Origin of the sequence: Streptomyces sp. NPDC048182, from assembly GCF_043202555.1 — a bacterium.
Taxonomy (GTDB): Bacteria; Actinomycetota; Actinomycetes; order Streptomycetales; family Streptomycetaceae; genus Streptomyces.
This window is the reverse complement of record NZ_JBIDAQ010000004.1, coordinates 297,670-312,051: the sequence shown is the minus strand read 5'-3', so window position 1 is coordinate 312,051 and position 14,382 is coordinate 297,670. Positions and strand designations below refer to the sequence as shown.

Here is a 14,382-nt window from a genome sequence, read left to right as displayed (position 1 = left end):
GCCGCCTGCGCTGAGTATAGTTGGCTGGCAGCCAGTCAACGCAGGAGTACAGCATGTCCCCGCGCAGCGCCTCGGTCAATGAAGAGTTGCGGAGACGTTCGAAAGAGCGGCTCCTGCAGGCCGCCGTGGAACTGGTCGGCGAGCACGGATACGACGCGACCACGCTCGGCGCCATCGCCGACCGGGCGGGCTCGGCCCGCGGTCTGGTGTCCTACTACTTCCCCGGCAAGCGCCAGTTGGTGCAGTCCGCCGTGCACCGGCTGATGCACCGCACCCTGGAGGAGGCCCTGGAGCGCGAGCCGGGCACCGCCGAGGGGCCGGAGCGCATGGCCCGCGCCATCGACGCGATCCTGGGCCTCGCCCGGGACCGGCCGGTGCTGATGCGCCAGCACATGGCGAGCCTGCTGCAGGCCGAGGGGTTCGTCGCCTGCCCGGAGCAGCAGCGGCTGGCGGAGCTGCTGCGGGACACCGTGGCCCGGCACGGCTCGCCCGACGCGGACCGGGACTACCCGATGCTGCGGGCGCTGCTGATGGGCGCGGTGTACGCGGCGCTGATGCCGGGGGCGCCGATGCCGGTGCCGGTGCTGCGCGCCGAGTTGTTCGGGCGCTACGGGCTCGCGTGGGAACTGGGGGTCCCGCCGGGCGACGAGGCGCCCGGCGAGACGTGCGACACGGACCTGTCGAGGTTCTTCTCGACCGGCTCTGGGGGCCGCCCTTCGGCCGCCGGTCAGTCGAAGTAGTCCGGCTGTGTCTGCGTGTTCAGCTCGCGCAGGTGGACGCGCTTCGCCGGGTCGGTGCGCCGGTCGTCCAGCTTCAGGACGTCGAAGCCCTTGATGATGTCGTTCGAGTAGATGTAGCCGTTGTAGTAGTAGGCCGACCAGGAGCCGCCGACGTCCAGCGTCTCGGTGCTCAGCGGGCCGCGCTCGAAGTAGGCGATCTCCTTCGGCCTGGACGAGTTCGTGAAGTCCCACACCGAGACGCCGCCCTGGTACCAGGCCTGGACCATGAGGTCCTTGCCCTTGACCGGGATCAGCGAGCCGTTGTGCGCGACGCAGTTCTCGGTGTCCGCCTGGTGGCGCGGGATCTTGTAGTAGCTGCGGAAGACCAGCTTGCGCCTGTCGCCCCGGCCCGTGATGTCGTAGATGCCGTCCGCGCCGCGGTTCGGACCGATCTCCGCGTTGCAGGTGGCGGCGCCGCCACCGCCCAACTCGTCGGTGAAGACGACCTTGTCCGCCTTCTGGTTGAAGGTCGCGGAGTGCCAGAAGGCGAAGTTGACGTTGTCCTGCACCCGGTCGATGACCTTGGGTCGCGCGGGGTCCTTGATGGAGAACAGGATGCCGTCGCCCATGCAGGCGCCCGCCGCCAGGTCCTGGGAGGGCAGCACGGTGATGTCGTGGCAGCCGGTGGTCTTGGAGACGCCCGGGTTGGTGGGGCCGCCCGGGTTGCCGCCGCCGTCCGGGCCCTCACCCGGGAACAGGACGGGGAAGTTCACGACCGCGGCCTTCTCGGGGGCCTTGCGCGGGACCTTGATGACCGAGATGCCGTCGTGCGGGGGCCGGCAGTCGGGGTAGGTGGCGCTGGGCGAGTACGAGGAGACGTAGAGGTAGACGTCCCGCTTCTCGGGCACCAGCGTGTGGGTGTGCGAGCCGCAGGCGGTCTCGACGGCGGCGACGTACTTCGGGTTCCGCTTGTCGCTGATGTCGAAGACCTTCATGCCCTCCCAGGAGGACTTCTCGGTCGCGGGCTGTGTGGTGCTGTTGCAACTGCTGTCGCTGCGCGAGGAGTCGGTCGACAGGAACAGCAGGTTTCCGGAGACCGAGACGTCGTTCTGCGAGCCGGGACACAGCACCTGCGCGACGGTCCTCGGCCGCTTGGGGTTGCCGATGTCGAAGATGCGGAAGCCGTCGTAGTTGCCGGCGAAGGCGTACTTCCCCTGGAAGGCCAGGTCCGTGTTGAAGCCCGGCAGTGCGTCCTTGGGGATGTTGACGAGGTGTTCGATGTTGTCGGAGTGGACGACCTCGTCCTGACCGGGTATCTCCCCGGCGGCGAGGGCGTCGCGCACGTCGGCCCGGGCGCTCCGGGACACCTCCTTGGCGCCGGCCGGACCGTCCCCCGGGTCGGGGGTCGCGGCGGCCGGTCCTGCGGTGAGCAGCGCGGACAGGAGACCGGCGGCGGCGGCCGCAACTCCCATTCTGCGGCGCCGCGTTCGCGGGTGGTTCGACAGGATCACTGTTCCTCCCTGGTTCCGTCCCCGGTGGGGCGGTGGACACCACGGCAGTATCGTCTTCATCATGCACATACCAACAGAGGGCAACAAACACGTAATGAGGCCGACCCTCTTGGCGGCCTCTGCCGCCGCCCTCGCCGTGCTCGGGCTCGGGGCGTGCGATTCCGGTTCCGACGACCGGCCGACGGCGTCGGGCCCCTCGGTGCTCGCGCCGGGCAGGCCGGGCGAGGACAACCGGACACTCTCCGCCGAGGACGCCGAGCGGCAGCGCGCCGACGACGACACACCGAACGCGGCGGACGTGGCCTACGCCCGGATGATGATCCTGCACCACTCCCAGGCCCTCACCATGACGGCCCTGGTGCCCGACCGGGCCGCCTCGGGGCAGGTCAAGCGCCTGGCCGAGCGGATCGCCGCCGCGCAGGGGCCGGAGATCGAGGCCATGCGGGGCTGGCTGAAGACCAACGGGCAGCGGGAGGAGGGCGGTCACGAGCACGGCGCGATGCCCGGCATGGCGACCGAGGCGCAACTGGCGAAGCTGCGCGCCGCCGAGGGCGAGGCGTTCGACCAGCTCTTCCTCACCCTGATGATCACTCACCACGAGGGCGCCATGGCGATGGCCACGGACGTCAAGGCGCAGGGCAACAACGTGCGGATCGAGGAGATGGCCGACGACGTGGTCGCCCAGCAGACCAGCGAGATCAGCCGGATGCGCGGGATGCTCTGACCCGGCTCCGGGGGCGGTGGTTCAGTCCCCGAGGCGGTCGGCCTGGCGGGCCGCGGCGGCGAGCAGGCTGTCGAGGAGGCCCGGGAACAGGTCGTCCAGGTCCTCCCGGCGCAGGCCGTTCATCTTCGCCGTGCCCTGGTAGACCTGCCGGATCACACCGCTCTCGCGCAGCACCCGGAAGTGGTGCGTCGTGGTCGACTTGGCCACCGGCACCTCGAAATCCGAGCAGGCGAGCGCGCCGCCGTCGTCGGCCAGTTCCCGCACGATCCGCAGGCGCAGCGGGTCGGCGAGCGCGTGCAGCACGCCTTCCAGCCTGATCTCCGCCCGGTCGGGGTGCGGGAGTTCGCGGCTGCCGGTGGGGGCGAGGGTCACGGTGGGCTCCGGTTCGAGGGACATGCGACGCGTGCGGGCGTGCAGCGCGGGGGCGCCCCCCATTGTACGAGAACGCTAGTAGTTTGACATTCACCGTACTACGACGGCTATCGTACGAGTCGTGTCCCGGTATCCCGACCAAGGAGCACCCGTGAGCGCCCTCTTCGAGCCCCTCCGCCTGCGCGGCGTCACCGTCCCCAACCGGGCGTGGATGGCGCCGATGTGCCAGTACTCCGCGGAGCCGGCCGGCCCGGCGGCCGGGGCCCCGCACGACTGGCACTTCGCGCACTACGCGGCACGCGCGGCCGGCGGCACCGGCCTGATCCTCACCGAGGCCACCGCGGTCTCCCCCGAGGGCCGGATCTCGCCCTACGACCTGGGCCTGTGGAACGACGCCCAGACCGAGGCGTTCGGCCGGATCACCCGCTTCCTGGCCGGGCAGGGCACCGTGCCGGGCATCCAGCTGGCGCACGGCGGGCGCAAGGCGTCGACCGACCGCCCCTGGAAGGGCGGGGAGCCGGTCGGCCCCGAGGCGCACGGCTGGCAGCCGGTCGGCCCGAGCCCGCTCGCCTTCGACGAACGACACCCGGTGCCGACGGAGCTGACCACCGAGGGGATCGCGGAGATCGTCGGCCAGTTCGCGGCCACCGCCGAGCGCGCGCTGGCCGCGGGCTTCGAGGTCGCGGAGGTGCACGGCGCGCACGGCTACCTGATCCACGAGTTCCTCTCCCCGCACTCCAACCACCGCACCGACGCCTACGGCGGCTCGTACGAGAACCGCGTCCGCCTCGCCCTGGAGGTGGTCGACGCGGTGCGCGCGGTGTGGCCCGAGGACAAGCCGGTGTTCTTCCGCGTCTCGGCCACCGACTGGCTGGACGAGGGCGGCTGGACGCCCGAGGAGACGGTCCGCCTGGCCGGCGACCTCCAGGCGCACGGCGTGGACCTCCTCGACGTCTCCTCCGGCGGCAACGTCAAGGCGCCTATCCCGGTCGGCCCCGGCTACCAGGTGCCCTTCGCGGCGCGGGTGAAGGCGGCCACCACCCTGCCGGTAGCGGCGGTCGGGCTGATCACCGGCGCCGAGCAGGCGGAGAAGATCCTCGCCAACGGGGAGGCCGACGCGGTCCTGCTCGGCCGCGAGCTGCTGCGCAACCCGTCCTGGGCCCGGCACGCGGCGCGGGAGCTGGGCGCCGAGGTCCACGTCCCGGACCAGTACCACCGCTCGGTGTGACCCGTCAGCCGGCGCCCACCCCGGCGGCCTGCTCGCGCTGGTAGCCCGTGTAGGCGTCGCGCAGCTCCGCGCCCGGCCAGTCGGCCGGCAGGAGCTCCGGCGGCAGCACGGGGTCGGCGAGCAGGTGGCGTACGACGGCCGCGAACGCGGCGAGGCGCTCGGCCGGGTGCGCGGCCCGGGCGACGTGGGCGAGCAGCGAGCGGGCGGTCGCCGCCCACGCGGTGAGCGGCCACAGCTCCGCGGCCAGCTCGGGACCCGGCCGGGCCGGCCGCGCCGTGCCCAGCTCGGCCACCCGGCCGAGCGCGGCGGGCAGCGGCCGGCTCAGGTTGGCCGGGCGCAGCCAGACGCCCTCGCGCAGCTCGGCCAGGCGCAGGGCGGTCAGCCGGGTCCGCAGGTCGGCGCGCTCGGCGGGCTCGCGGCCCGTCGCGGTGACCACCACCAGCTCCCAGTCCCCGCGCCACGCGTGCGCGCGCGGGCGCACGGCCTCGTCCTGGCGGCGCTGGCGCTCCAGGAGCCGTTCGCTCAGCCGGTATCCGGACTCCGTGCGCCACAGGTCCCCGGCGCCCACCATGCGGCTGAGGGCCGCGCGCACCGTGGACCCGCCCACGCCGAAGCGCTCCACCAGCCGCACCAGCTCCCGGGCGGGCAGCTCGGCGGGGTGCGTGCCGAGCAGCAGGCTGAGGACGACCGACCGCGCGGACAACGGGCGCGGCGCGAGATCGTCCGGCGGCACCGAGTCGTCCGTTCGCATGGGGACGTACCTTACGTGGCTCGATTCCCTCCGCTCCCCGCCGCCCGATCCGTGTTGCACGATTGCTGCGACCGCAGGATCGGTGCAACACTCCTGCCATGACCACTCTCGCGCAGCAGCCGTACGAGCACGACCGGACCGGAAGCGCGGACCACCCGGCCGGGTACGCCACGCACGAGGTCACCAACCAGCCCCCTCCCCTGGCCCCGTACGACGCCGCCGCCGACCCCGCTCTCCTGGAGGGGCTGCGCCGGGAGGGCGCCGGCTGGGCCGAGGAGGACGTGCGGCGGCTCGGCCTCCGGGCCGGCAGCGTCCAGGCGCAGGAGTGGGGCGACCTGGCCAACCGGCACGAGCCGGTGCTGCGCACCCACGACCGGTACGGCACCCGCGTGGACGAGGTGGAGTACCACCCGAGCTGGCACCACCTGATGCGGGTCGCGGTCGGCGAGGGCCTGGCCGCCGCGCCCTGGGCGGACGGGCGGGCCGGCGCCCATGTCGCGCGGATCGCCGGCGCGCTGGTGTGGGGGCACACCGAGGCCGGCCACGGCTGCCCCACCTCGATGACCTACGCGGCCGTGCCCGCGCTGCGCGCCCAGCCGGAGCTGGCCGCGGTGTACGAGCCGCTGCTGACCAGCCGGGAGTACCAGCCGGGCCTGGAGGTGCCGACGACCAAGCGTGGCCTGCTGGCCGGCATGGGGATGACCGAGAAGCAGGGCGGCTCGGACGTGCGGACCAACGCCACCACGGCCACGCCGACCGGCGAGCCGGGCCTGTACACGCTGCGCGGGCACAAGTGGTTCACCTCGGCGCCGATGTCCGACCTCTTCCTGGTGCTGGCCCAGGCGCCCGGCGGCCTGTCCTGCTTCCTGCTGCCGCGGGTGCTGCCCGACGGCAGCCGCAACACCTTCCGCATCCAGCGCCTGAAGGACAAGCTCGGCAACCGGTCCAACGCCTCCTCCGAGCCGGAGTTCGACGGGACGGTGGCCTGGCTGGTGGGGCCCGAGGGGCAGGGCGTGAAGACCATCATCGAGATGGTCAACTGCACCCGCCTGGACTGCGTGATGTCCTCGGCGGCCCTGATGCGCAAGACGCTGGTGGAGGCCGGCCACCACGTGACGCACCGCACCGCCTTCGGGGCGCGGCTGCGGGACCAGCCGCTGATGCGCAATGTCCTCGCCGACCTGGCCGTGGAGTCCGAGGCGGCGACGACACTGACCCTGCGGCTGGCCGGGGCCGCCGACCGCGCGGCGCGCGGGGACGCCGGGGAGGCGGCCTTCCGGCGGATCGCCACCGCCGTCGGCAAGTACTGGGTGACCAAGCGCGGCCCGGCGTTCACGGCGGAGGCCCTGGAGTGCCTGGGCGGCAACGGCTACGTGGAGGACTCGGGCATGCCCCGGCACTACCGGGAGGCGCCGCTGCTGTCGATCTGGGAGGGCTCGGGCAACGTCAACGCGCTCGACGTGCTGCGCGCGCTGCGCCGCTCCCCCGCCACCGCGCACGCCCTCTTCGCCGAACTGGCCCTGGCGCGCGGGGCGGACGCCCGCCTCGACGCGGCCGTGGCCAGCCTGGAGACCCGGCTGGCCGCGGCGACCGAGGCCGGCGCCCGGCGGCTGGTCGAGCAGATGGCCCTCGTCCTCCAGGGCTCCCTGCTGGTCCGGTACGCCCCGCCGGCGGTCGCCGACGCCTTCTGCGCCAGCCGGCTCGGCGGCGACTGGGGGCACTCCTTCGGCACCCTGCCCGACGGGACCGACCTCGACGGCGTGCTGACCCGGGCGCTGCCGAGCTAGGAAGCGCCTCCCACCTGCGGCGCGGCCGGGCTGAGAGGTGACTGTCAGTGCCGGGGTGCAGACTGGCCGGTGTCGGGGACGAAGGCGTCCCGGGCAGCACGGAGGTGATCGGCATGACCGAGGTACTGCTGGCCGTCGGCACCCGTAAGGGGCTGTTCATCGGGCGCCGACGGGGCGGCGCCTGGGAGTTCGACGAGCGCCCGTACTTCAACGCCCAGGCGGTCTACTCGGTCGCGGTCGACACCCGTGCGGGCACCCCGCGGCTGCTGGCCGGCGGCGACAGCGCGCACTGGGGTCCGTCGGTGTTCCACTCCGACGACCTGGGCCGCACCTGGACCGAGCCGCCCGCACCGGCCGTCCGCTTCCCCCGGGACACCGGCGCCTCCCTCGAGCGGGTCTGGCAGCTGCACCCGTCCGCCGCGGAGCCGGACGTGGTGTACGCGGGGACGGAACCGGCGGCGCTCTACCGCTCGGAGGACCGCGGGGCGAGCTTCGAGCTGGTCCGGCCGCTGTGGGAGCACCCGACCCGGGACCGCTGGGTGCCGGGCGGCGGCGGGGAGGGGCTGCACACCGTCCTCACCGACGCGCGCGACCCGGACGCGGTGACGGTGGCCGTCTCCACGGCGGGCGTCTTCCGCACGCGGGACGGCGGGGCGAGCTGGGAGCCGGCCAACTCCGGGGTGTCCGCGGTCTTCCTGCCGGAGCCCGACCCGGAGTTCGGCCAGTGCGTGCACAAGGTCGCCCGCGACGCGGCGGACCCCGATCGGCTCTACCTCCAGAACCACTGGGGGGTGTACCGCAGCGACGACGCCGGCGGGCACTGGACGGACATCGGCGCCGGCCTGCCCTCCACCTTCGGCTTCGCGGTGGCCGCCCATCCGGCCCGCGGCGGCACGGCGTACGTCTTCCCGATCAACGCCGACGCGGACCGGGTGCCGGCCGGACACCGGTGCCGGGTGTTCCGTACGACCGACGCGGGCGAGACCTGGGAGCCGCTCACCGCGGGCCTGCCGGCCGAGGACCACTACGGCACCGTGCTGCGCGACGCGCTGTGCACCGACGACGCCGGGGAGCGGGCCGGGGTGTACTTCGGCAACCGCAACGGCGAGCTGTTCGCCTCCGACGACGACGGCGACAGCTGGCGGCAGTTGGCCGCCCATCTGCCGGACGTGCTGTGCGTGCGGGCCGCCGTCGTCGGGTGAACGCCCCGCTACTCGCCGGGCGGCGCCTGGCGCTGGGCGGGCAGGTGCCAGTCGACCGGGGCGGCTCCCTGCTGGGTGAGGAAGTCGTTGGCCCGGCTGAAGGGGCGGGAGCCGAAGAAGCCGCGGTCGGCGGAGCGCGGCGAGGGGTGGGTGGACTCGATGACCGGGTAGCGGTTCAGGAAGGGCTTGAGGCTGCGGGCGTCCTGGCCCCACAGGATCGACACCAGCGGCTTGTCCCGTTCGGCGAGCGCGCGGATGGCCTGCTCGGTGACCTCCTCCCACCCCTTGCCCCGGTGCGAACCCGGCGATCCCGGCCGGGTGGTCAGCGCCCGGTTCAGCAGCAGCACGCCCTGGCCGGTCCAGGGCGAGAGGTCCCCGTTCGCGGGGGCGGGCGCGCCGAGGTCGGTGCCCAGCTCCTGGAAGATGTTGATCAGGCTCGGCGGCAGCCGGCGCACCTCGGGCGCCACCGCGAAGCTCAGCCCGATCGGCATGCCGGGCGTCGGGTAGGGGTCCTGTCCGACGATCAGGACGCGGACGTCGTCGAAGGGCTGCTGGAACGCCCGCAGGACGTGCTCCCCGGCGGGCAGGTAGCGGCGTCCGGCCGCTATCTCCGCGCGCAGGAAGTCACCCATGGCCGCGACGCGGCCGGCCACCGGTTCGAGGGCCTTCGCCCAGCCCGCTTCGACGAGTTCGTGCAGAGGTCGTGGTGCCACGACGGGAACTCTAGCGACCTGTGCGGAGGGTGGCCGATACCGGTCCCCGGCGGGGGTGAATCGTGCCGGTGTCGTCCGGTCCGTAGACCGCTCATCAGACAAAACCGGACGGATACCGCTCACCTGCACCCTCCCCGAACAGGGGAGCCCGGCAAGCCAGTAACATGCGGCGCCATGAGCTCCTCCACCGGTCCCGCGTCCGGCCTGCCCGTACGAATGCCGCGCCCCCGCCAGCCGGGGCGGCACCGCCGCCCCGAGCCCCTGGTGGCTCCCGAGGGCGCGCCCGCCCTCGTGCTCGCGGTGCCGGGCACCCCCAGCGGTGCCGTCCGTTCACTCGCCGACGAGGTGGTGAGCATCGCCCGTTCCGAGCTGCCCGGCCTGGACGTGCGGATCGGACACCTGGACGGGGACGACACGGAGTTCCCGACGCTGCCGGCCGTGCTCGCGCGGGCCGCGGAGGAGCGCGCCGCCCGCTACGAGCAGGCGGTCGCCGCCGGTCTTGACGTCGCCGAGCCCGAGGGCCCGGTCGCGGTGGTCGTGCCGCTGCTCGCCGGCCCGGACGCCGCGCTGCTGCGCCGGATCCGCCAGGCCGTCATGGACAGCCGGATCGCGGCCGAGCTGACCGACGTGCTCGGCCCGCACCCGCTGCTCGCCGAGGCGCTGCACGTGCGGCTCTCCGAGGCCGGCCTGGCCCGCGCCGACCGGGCGAGGCTGTTCACCGTGGCGACGGCGGCCGACGGCATCGTGCTGGCGTCGGTGGGCGGTGACGAGGCCGTGCAGGCGGCCGGGATCACCGGCATGCTCCTCGCGGCGCGGCTGGCCGTGCCGGTGATGGCGGCGGCCCTGGACCAGGAGGGCTCGATCGCGTCCGTGGCCGAGCAATTGCGCTCCTCGGGCTCGCAGAACCTGGCGCTCGCCCCGTATCTGATCGGCCCGGAGATCGACGCGGGGCTGCTGGCGCAGGCGGCCGAGGAGGCGGGCTGCGCCGTCGCGGAGCCGCTCGGCCCCTACCCGGCGATCGGCAAGCTGGCGCTCGCCAAGTACACGACGGCGCTCGGCATCTCGCCGCAGCAGCCGCAGGGCACGCCGGCGCACTGAGCCGCGTACCGACAAGGGCGAGGGGCCCGTCCCGGCACCGGGGGCGGGCCCTTCGCCGTACCCACACGGTCGTACCGGGCGGGTCAGTCGAAGACCACGCAGGACGCCGCCGGCACGGCGATGGCGCCTGCCCGGCCGGGCAGGCCGGTGCGGGGGTCGACGGCGAACCAGGTGACGTCGCCCGAGCGCTCGTTGGCGACGTACAGGAAGCCGCCCGACTCGGCGAGCGCCCGCGGCCAGTGGCCGCCGCAGGGGACCGTGCCCAGCGGGCGCAGGGTGTCGCCCTCGACGGCGAACGCGGACAGCACGTCCTCGCCGCGCGTCGCGGTCCACACGAAGCGGCCGTCGGGCGAGACGACGATGCCCGACGGGTACGCGTCGCCCGTGGGCACCGTCGGCAGCACCGGCACCTCGGCGACCGGGCGCAGCACTCCCTCGGCGGCGTCCCAGCGGCAGACGGTGACGAGCGGCACCAGTTCGCCGACGACGTAGGCGTGGGTGCCGGTCGGGTGGAAGGCGAGGTGCCGGGGTCCCGAGCCGGGGCGCAGCGCGATCTCCCGGTGCAGGGTGAGGTCGCCGCCGTCGGTCAGGGCGCAGACGCGCACCGAGTCGGTGCCGAGGTCGACGCTGACCGCCCACCGGCCGCTCGGGTCGGGCTGCACCTGGTGGGCGTGGGGCGCCTGCTGGCGCTGGGCGTGCGGTCCCGAGCCGGTGTGCGCGAGGACACCGGATGCGGCCCGGGCGAGGGTGCCGTCGGGGCGCAGCGGCACGGCCGTGACGCTGCCGGAGCCGTAGTTGGCGGTCAGGACGTGCCCGGCGTGCAGGCTGAGATGGGTCGGCCCGTCGCCGTCGACCGGCACCGGGCGGCCTGCGGGCTCGGGGACGTCGCCGGTCACGCGGTAGGCGGCCACCGCGCCCGGTGAGGTCTCGCTGACGGCGTAGAGCGTGTCCCCGTCGGGGGCGAGGGCCAGGTACGAGGGGTCGGGTACGCCGTTCACGCTGCTCAGCGGCGTGAGCGCGCCACTGTCCGGCGCGAGGGCCGCCGTCACGATCCCGGGGCCCCCGGCCGCCGTGAACGATCCGATGAACGCCCGCCGCTGCCGCCTGCCGCCGTCCGCCACCGCTGTCCCCTCTCGTGCCGCCTGCTGTCGCGGGTGCCGCGCCGGTCGGCACCCGGGGTGACGGTAGCAGTCGATCAACTGCGGTCTAGACCAAAGGGACGCCGGGGACGCCCGTTCGCGTCAGGCGCCGACCAGCCGTGAGCGCGACGGCGCGCCGAGCGGCGTGGCCAGGTCGGCCAGGGCTCGCTCCAGCTCGTGCAGGTGAGCCAGGGCGCCCTCGACCGCGTGCGGCCCCTCCGCGCGGGCGGGGACGGCCCCGCCGCCGGTGAGCGCCTCCACCGCGGCCTCGACCCGCTGGCAGGCGGCGGTGAGCCGGGCGTCGTGCGAGGCCTCGGGGTCGGCGGCGACGGCCACCAGGCCGCGCACCTCCCGGGCGCAGTCGTCGAGCAGCGCGAGCACCGTGCGGGCCCGCTCCTTGCGGCCCCGCATCGGGTGCAGCGGGTGCACCAGCGGGGCCACCGACAGGCGCACCCGGCCGAGCAGCTGCTCCAGCTCGGCCACCCGGGGCGCCGGGTCGGCGCCCTCGGTGCCGGCCAGCCGGGCGGCGGCCTCGGCGGTGCAGGCGTGCACACAGCGCAGGGCGCGCTGGATCCAGCCGTCGGTGACCGCGTGCGTGGTGACGGGCAGCACGAGCAGCACCGCGAGCGCCGCGCCGAGCGCCCCCACGCCGGTCTCGGTCAGGCGCAGCGCGAGCAGGCCGGGGCTGAGGACGCCGAGCAGGCCGTAGAGCAGCTCGGCGAGGAGCGTCACGCACAGCATCATCCAGGTGTAGGACACGGCTGCGGTGTAGAAGATGCCGAAGACGCAGGCGGCGACGAGGACGGCCGTGGGCAGCGGGGAGCCGGACACGGGGACGGCGACCAGCAGGCCGAGGCCGATGCCGAGGACCGTGCCGAGGACCCGGCGGAAGCCGCGGACCAGGGTCTCGCCACGCGAGACGGTGTTCACGAAGACCCACCAGGTGGCGCCGACGGCCCAGTACCAGCGGTCGCCGGAGACCAGGTGGCCCACGACCAGCGCGAAACCGGCGCCCGCGGTGGCCTGCACCGCCTGCCGGGTCGTGACGCGCGCGAGGCCGGCGCCGGCCGGCGGGGTGGGCACCGGCGTCGGCGGCAGCCGGTGCTCGTAGCACCAGGCGCCGAAACGGACGGCCGCTGCGGCGGCCAGCGAGAGGAGCACGGCGCCGTACATCTCCGGCAGCCGGGCCGGGGTGGCGTGCAGGAACTGGGCGACGAAGAAGGTCATGAAGCCGAACACGCCGAGGCTGTGGCCGCGCGGCCCCCAGCGCCTGGCGTAGACGCCCGCCCCGACCACGGCGGCGAAGGCGAGGTCCCGGGCGACCGGCAGGTCGTGCAGCGCGGCGGCGGCGGCCAGCACCGGCAGCCCGACCGCCGGCAGCAGCGCGGTGGTCAGCGCCTGGCCGCGCACGGTGGGGTCCGTGACGGTGAACAGCGCGAGCAGCGCGGCGAGCCCGCCGACGACGGCGCCGGGCAGGGAGGCGCCGGCCAGACCGCAGCCGGCCACGGCCAGGGCGATGCCGAGGACGGCCCGCGCGGCGAAGCGCAGCCGCACGCGGCCCGGGTCCGGGGCCGTGAACACCTTCTTGAGCACCTGCTACCGCCCCCTTGCCTCTGTCGTGTCTTCGTCGTCGGTCACCGGGTCGTCGGTCACCGGCATGCAAAAGGCGCCGCGGGGGTCCGCAGCGCCATCGACTCCCCCATATGACCATCCCACCTGCCACTGGCTCAACTGCAACCTCGCAGAGTGAGCCATTGGTACAGTAGGCGCCGGATCCACCCGGCCATCGGAGAGCCAATGGCCGACGAGAGGCGATACGCGATGGCCGTGGACGAACTCGACACCCGCATCCTGCGGTTGCTCCTGGAGCAGCCGCGCACCAGCGTGCGCGAGTACGCCCGGCTGCTCGGGGTGGCCCGCGGGACGCTCCAGGCCCGTCTCGACCGGCTGGAGCGGGACGGGGTGATCACCGGCACCGCGCCCGCCCTCTCCCCCGCCGCGCTGGGCCACCCGGTGCTCGCCTTCGTGCACATCGAGGTCACCCAGGGGCACCTGGACGAGGTGGGCGAGGCGCTCGCGGCCGTGCCGGAGATCGTCGAGGCGTTCTCCATCACCGGCGGCGGGGATCTGCTGACCCGGGTGGTGGCCCGCGACAACGCGCATCTGGAGGACGTGGTGCAGAAGCTGATCAGCGTGCCGGGGGTGGTGCGCACCCGCAGCGAGGTGGCGCTGCGCGAGCGCGTCCCGCACCGGATGCTGCCGCTGGTGGAGTCGATCGGGCGGACGGCGCGGGCGGATCGGCGTACGGACTGATCGATCCGGGGCCCGCGTCCGTATCTCCAGGTGTCCGAGCCCGTTCTCGCCCCTGGAGGCACGATGCGCGTCAGGCGCGCCACGGCAGGGACCGCCCTCGTGGCCGGTGCCCTGGTCCTCACCCTCACCGCGCTGGTCTACCCGACGATGCTCGGCATGCGGAACACGGCGGCCCGGCAGGACCGGGTCGTCGCCGAGACGCGGTACGGACCGCTCACCGAGGCCGACCGGGACTTCGTGGTGAAGGTGCGGGCCGCCGGGCTGTGGGAGCACCCGCTGGGGCTGCTGGCCATGGAGCGGGGCACCACCCCGGAGCTGCGGGAGGCCGGCCGGCACCTGGTCGCGGGGCACGCCCGGCTCGACGCGACCTGCCGCCGGATCGCGCCGGAACTGGGCATCACCCTGCCCAACCTGGCCTCCCCGCAGCAGCAGCAGTTCGTGGCGACCGTGGACGGCACCACGGGCCGGCAGTTCGACACCACGGCGGTGAACATCATGCGCGTCACGCACGGCCAGATCTTCCCCGTGGTCGCCAAGATCCGCGCCAACACGAAGAACTCCCTGGTGCGGCAGTTGGCCGACCAGGCGAACGACACCGTCCTGGACCACATCTCGGTGCTGGAGAAGACCGGACTGGTCAACTTCGACCAGGTCAACCTCCAGCAGACGGCCCCGCCGGGGCTGCCGAAGCCGCAGCTGACGCCGCCGGCGCCGCAGGGGGGTGAGCCGGTGCGGGTGCTGAGCGAGCCGCCCGGGCTCGGCGTCACGATCACGCCGCCGGCAGCCGCGCCCACCGTGGGGTGACGCCGTCGGGGCTCAGCGGCC

At 74.4% G+C, this 14,382-nt stretch carries 14 protein-coding genes; 8 read left to right on the top strand and 6 right to left on the bottom strand.

Annotated features, from left to right (window positions below):
- Nucleotides 1-53 precede the first annotated feature (53 nt).
- Nucleotides 54-740, top strand: a complete 687-nt coding sequence (locus tag ACGFZL_RS10135; RefSeq protein WP_393690410.1) for a TetR/AcrR family transcriptional regulator — start codon at nucleotides 54-56, stop codon at nucleotides 738-740.
- On the opposite strand, the gene ACGFZL_RS10130 is transcribed toward ACGFZL_RS10135, so the two are convergent.
- A complete protein-coding gene (locus ACGFZL_RS10130) occupies nucleotides 728-2,191 on the bottom strand; it encodes an LVIVD repeat-containing protein (RefSeq protein ID WP_393690409.1) in 1,464 nt (487 codons plus the stop codon). The genes ACGFZL_RS10135 and ACGFZL_RS10130 overlap by 13 nt on opposite strands.
- 133 nt (nucleotides 2,192-2,324) lie before the next feature.
- Between ACGFZL_RS10130 and ACGFZL_RS10125 the strand changes: the two genes are divergently transcribed.
- Entirely contained in the window at nucleotides 2,325-2,954 is a 630-nt protein-coding gene (locus ACGFZL_RS10125) for a DUF305 domain-containing protein (RefSeq protein WP_393690408.1), read from the top strand.
- A gap of 21 nt (nucleotides 2,955-2,975) precedes the next feature.
- On the opposite strand, the gene ACGFZL_RS10120 is transcribed toward ACGFZL_RS10125, so the two are convergent.
- Nucleotides 2,976-3,350: an ArsR/SmtB family transcription factor gene (locus ACGFZL_RS10120; RefSeq protein ID WP_393690608.1), complete on the bottom strand. Its 375-nt coding sequence runs from the start codon at nucleotides 3,348-3,350 to the stop codon at nucleotides 2,976-2,978.
- Between the two features lie 127 nt (nucleotides 3,351-3,477).
- On the opposite strand from ACGFZL_RS10120, the gene ACGFZL_RS10115 reads away from it, so the two are divergent.
- On the top strand, nucleotides 3,478-4,554 hold the full coding sequence (locus ACGFZL_RS10115; RefSeq protein ID WP_393690407.1) for an NADH:flavin oxidoreductase/NADH oxidase: 1,077 nt from the start codon (nucleotides 3,478-3,480) through the stop codon (nucleotides 4,552-4,554).
- A gap of 4 nt (nucleotides 4,555-4,558) precedes the next feature.
- On the opposite strand, the gene ACGFZL_RS10110 is transcribed toward ACGFZL_RS10115, so the two are convergent.
- The gene (locus ACGFZL_RS10110) at nucleotides 4,559-5,305 is read right to left on the bottom strand and encodes a PaaX family transcriptional regulator C-terminal domain-containing protein (RefSeq protein ID WP_393690406.1); all 747 of its coding nucleotides are present in this window, start codon (nucleotides 5,303-5,305) and stop codon (nucleotides 4,559-4,561) included.
- 98 nt (nucleotides 5,306-5,403) lie between these two features.
- On the opposite strand from ACGFZL_RS10110, the gene ACGFZL_RS10105 reads away from it, so the two are divergent.
- A complete protein-coding gene (locus tag ACGFZL_RS10105) occupies nucleotides 5,404-7,092 on the top strand; it encodes an acyl-CoA dehydrogenase family protein (RefSeq protein WP_393690405.1) in 1,689 nt (562 codons plus the stop codon).
- Nucleotides 7,093-7,139: 47 nt separating this feature from the next.
- Nucleotides 7,140-8,294, top strand: coding sequence for a WD40/YVTN/BNR-like repeat-containing protein (locus ACGFZL_RS10100; RefSeq protein WP_393690404.1), 1,155 nt, complete (start codon nucleotides 7,140-7,142; stop codon nucleotides 8,292-8,294).
- Between the two features lie 8 nt (nucleotides 8,295-8,302).
- Here the strand turns inward: ACGFZL_RS10100 and ACGFZL_RS10095 are convergent, their stop codons facing one another.
- Nucleotides 8,303-9,007, bottom strand: a complete 705-nt coding sequence (locus tag ACGFZL_RS10095) for a uracil-DNA glycosylase (protein ID WP_355169145.1) — start codon at nucleotides 9,005-9,007, stop codon at nucleotides 8,303-8,305.
- Nucleotides 9,008-9,181: 174 nt separating this feature from the next.
- Here ACGFZL_RS10095 and ACGFZL_RS10090 point away from each other — a divergent pair, with 174 nt between their 5' ends.
- On the top strand, nucleotides 9,182-10,105 hold the full coding sequence (locus ACGFZL_RS10090; RefSeq protein ID WP_393690403.1) for a sirohydrochlorin chelatase: 924 nt from the start codon (nucleotides 9,182-9,184) through the stop codon (nucleotides 10,103-10,105).
- Between the two features lie 83 nt (nucleotides 10,106-10,188).
- Here ACGFZL_RS10090 and ACGFZL_RS10085 read toward each other — a convergent pair whose 3' ends face one another.
- Complete coding sequence (locus tag ACGFZL_RS10085; protein ID WP_393690402.1) at nucleotides 10,189-11,226, bottom strand: lactonase family protein; 1,038 nt, start codon at nucleotides 11,224-11,226, stop codon at nucleotides 10,189-10,191.
- A 120-nt stretch (nucleotides 11,227-11,346) separates the two neighbouring features.
- Nucleotides 11,347-12,837: an FUSC family protein gene (locus ACGFZL_RS10080; RefSeq protein WP_393690401.1), complete on the bottom strand. Its 1,491-nt coding sequence runs from the start codon at nucleotides 12,835-12,837 to the stop codon at nucleotides 11,347-11,349.
- A gap of 228 nt (nucleotides 12,838-13,065) precedes the next feature.
- On the opposite strand from ACGFZL_RS10080, the gene ACGFZL_RS10075 reads away from it, so the two are divergent.
- Both ACGFZL_RS10075 and ACGFZL_RS10070 read left to right on the top strand, forming a co-directional pair.
- Nucleotides 13,066-13,557 (top strand): Lrp/AsnC family transcriptional regulator, encoded by a 492-nt coding sequence (locus tag ACGFZL_RS10075; protein WP_393690607.1) that lies wholly within the window; start codon nucleotides 13,066-13,068, stop codon nucleotides 13,555-13,557.
- Between the two features lie 63 nt (nucleotides 13,558-13,620).
- A complete protein-coding gene (locus ACGFZL_RS10070; protein WP_393690400.1) occupies nucleotides 13,621-14,361 on the top strand; it encodes a DUF4142 domain-containing protein in 741 nt (246 codons plus the stop codon).
- Nucleotides 14,362-14,382: the final 21 nt, after the last annotated feature.

Excerpts from the sequence above, each read along its gene's own strand:
- ACGFZL_RS10110 (WP_393690406.1), bottom strand. The coding sequence starts at position 5,305 with ATGCGAACGGACGACTCGGTGCCGCCGGACGATCTCGCGCCGCGCCCG.
- ACGFZL_RS10135 (WP_393690410.1), top strand. The coding sequence starts at position 54 with ATGTCCCCGCGCAGCGCCTCGGTCAATGAAGAGTTGCGGAGACGTTCG.
- ACGFZL_RS10120 (WP_393690608.1), bottom strand. The coding sequence starts at position 3,350 with ATGTCCCTCGAACCGGAGCCCACCGTGACCCTCGCCCCCACCGGCAGC.
- ACGFZL_RS10105 (WP_393690405.1), top strand. The coding sequence starts at position 5,404 with ATGACCACTCTCGCGCAGCAGCCGTACGAGCACGACCGGACCGGAAGC.
- ACGFZL_RS10090 (WP_393690403.1), top strand. The coding sequence starts at position 9,182 with ATGAGCTCCTCCACCGGTCCCGCGTCCGGCCTGCCCGTACGAATGCCG.
- ACGFZL_RS10075 (WP_393690607.1), top strand. The coding sequence starts at position 13,066 with ATGGCCGTGGACGAACTCGACACCCGCATCCTGCGGTTGCTCCTGGAG.
- ACGFZL_RS10130 (WP_393690409.1), bottom strand. The coding sequence starts at position 2,191 with ATGGGAGTTGCGGCCGCCGCCGCCGGTCTCCTGTCCGCGCTGCTCACC.
- ACGFZL_RS10125 (WP_393690408.1), top strand. The coding sequence starts at position 2,325 with ATGAGGCCGACCCTCTTGGCGGCCTCTGCCGCCGCCCTCGCCGTGCTC.
- ACGFZL_RS10070 (WP_393690400.1), top strand. The coding sequence starts at position 13,621 with ATGCGCGTCAGGCGCGCCACGGCAGGGACCGCCCTCGTGGCCGGTGCC.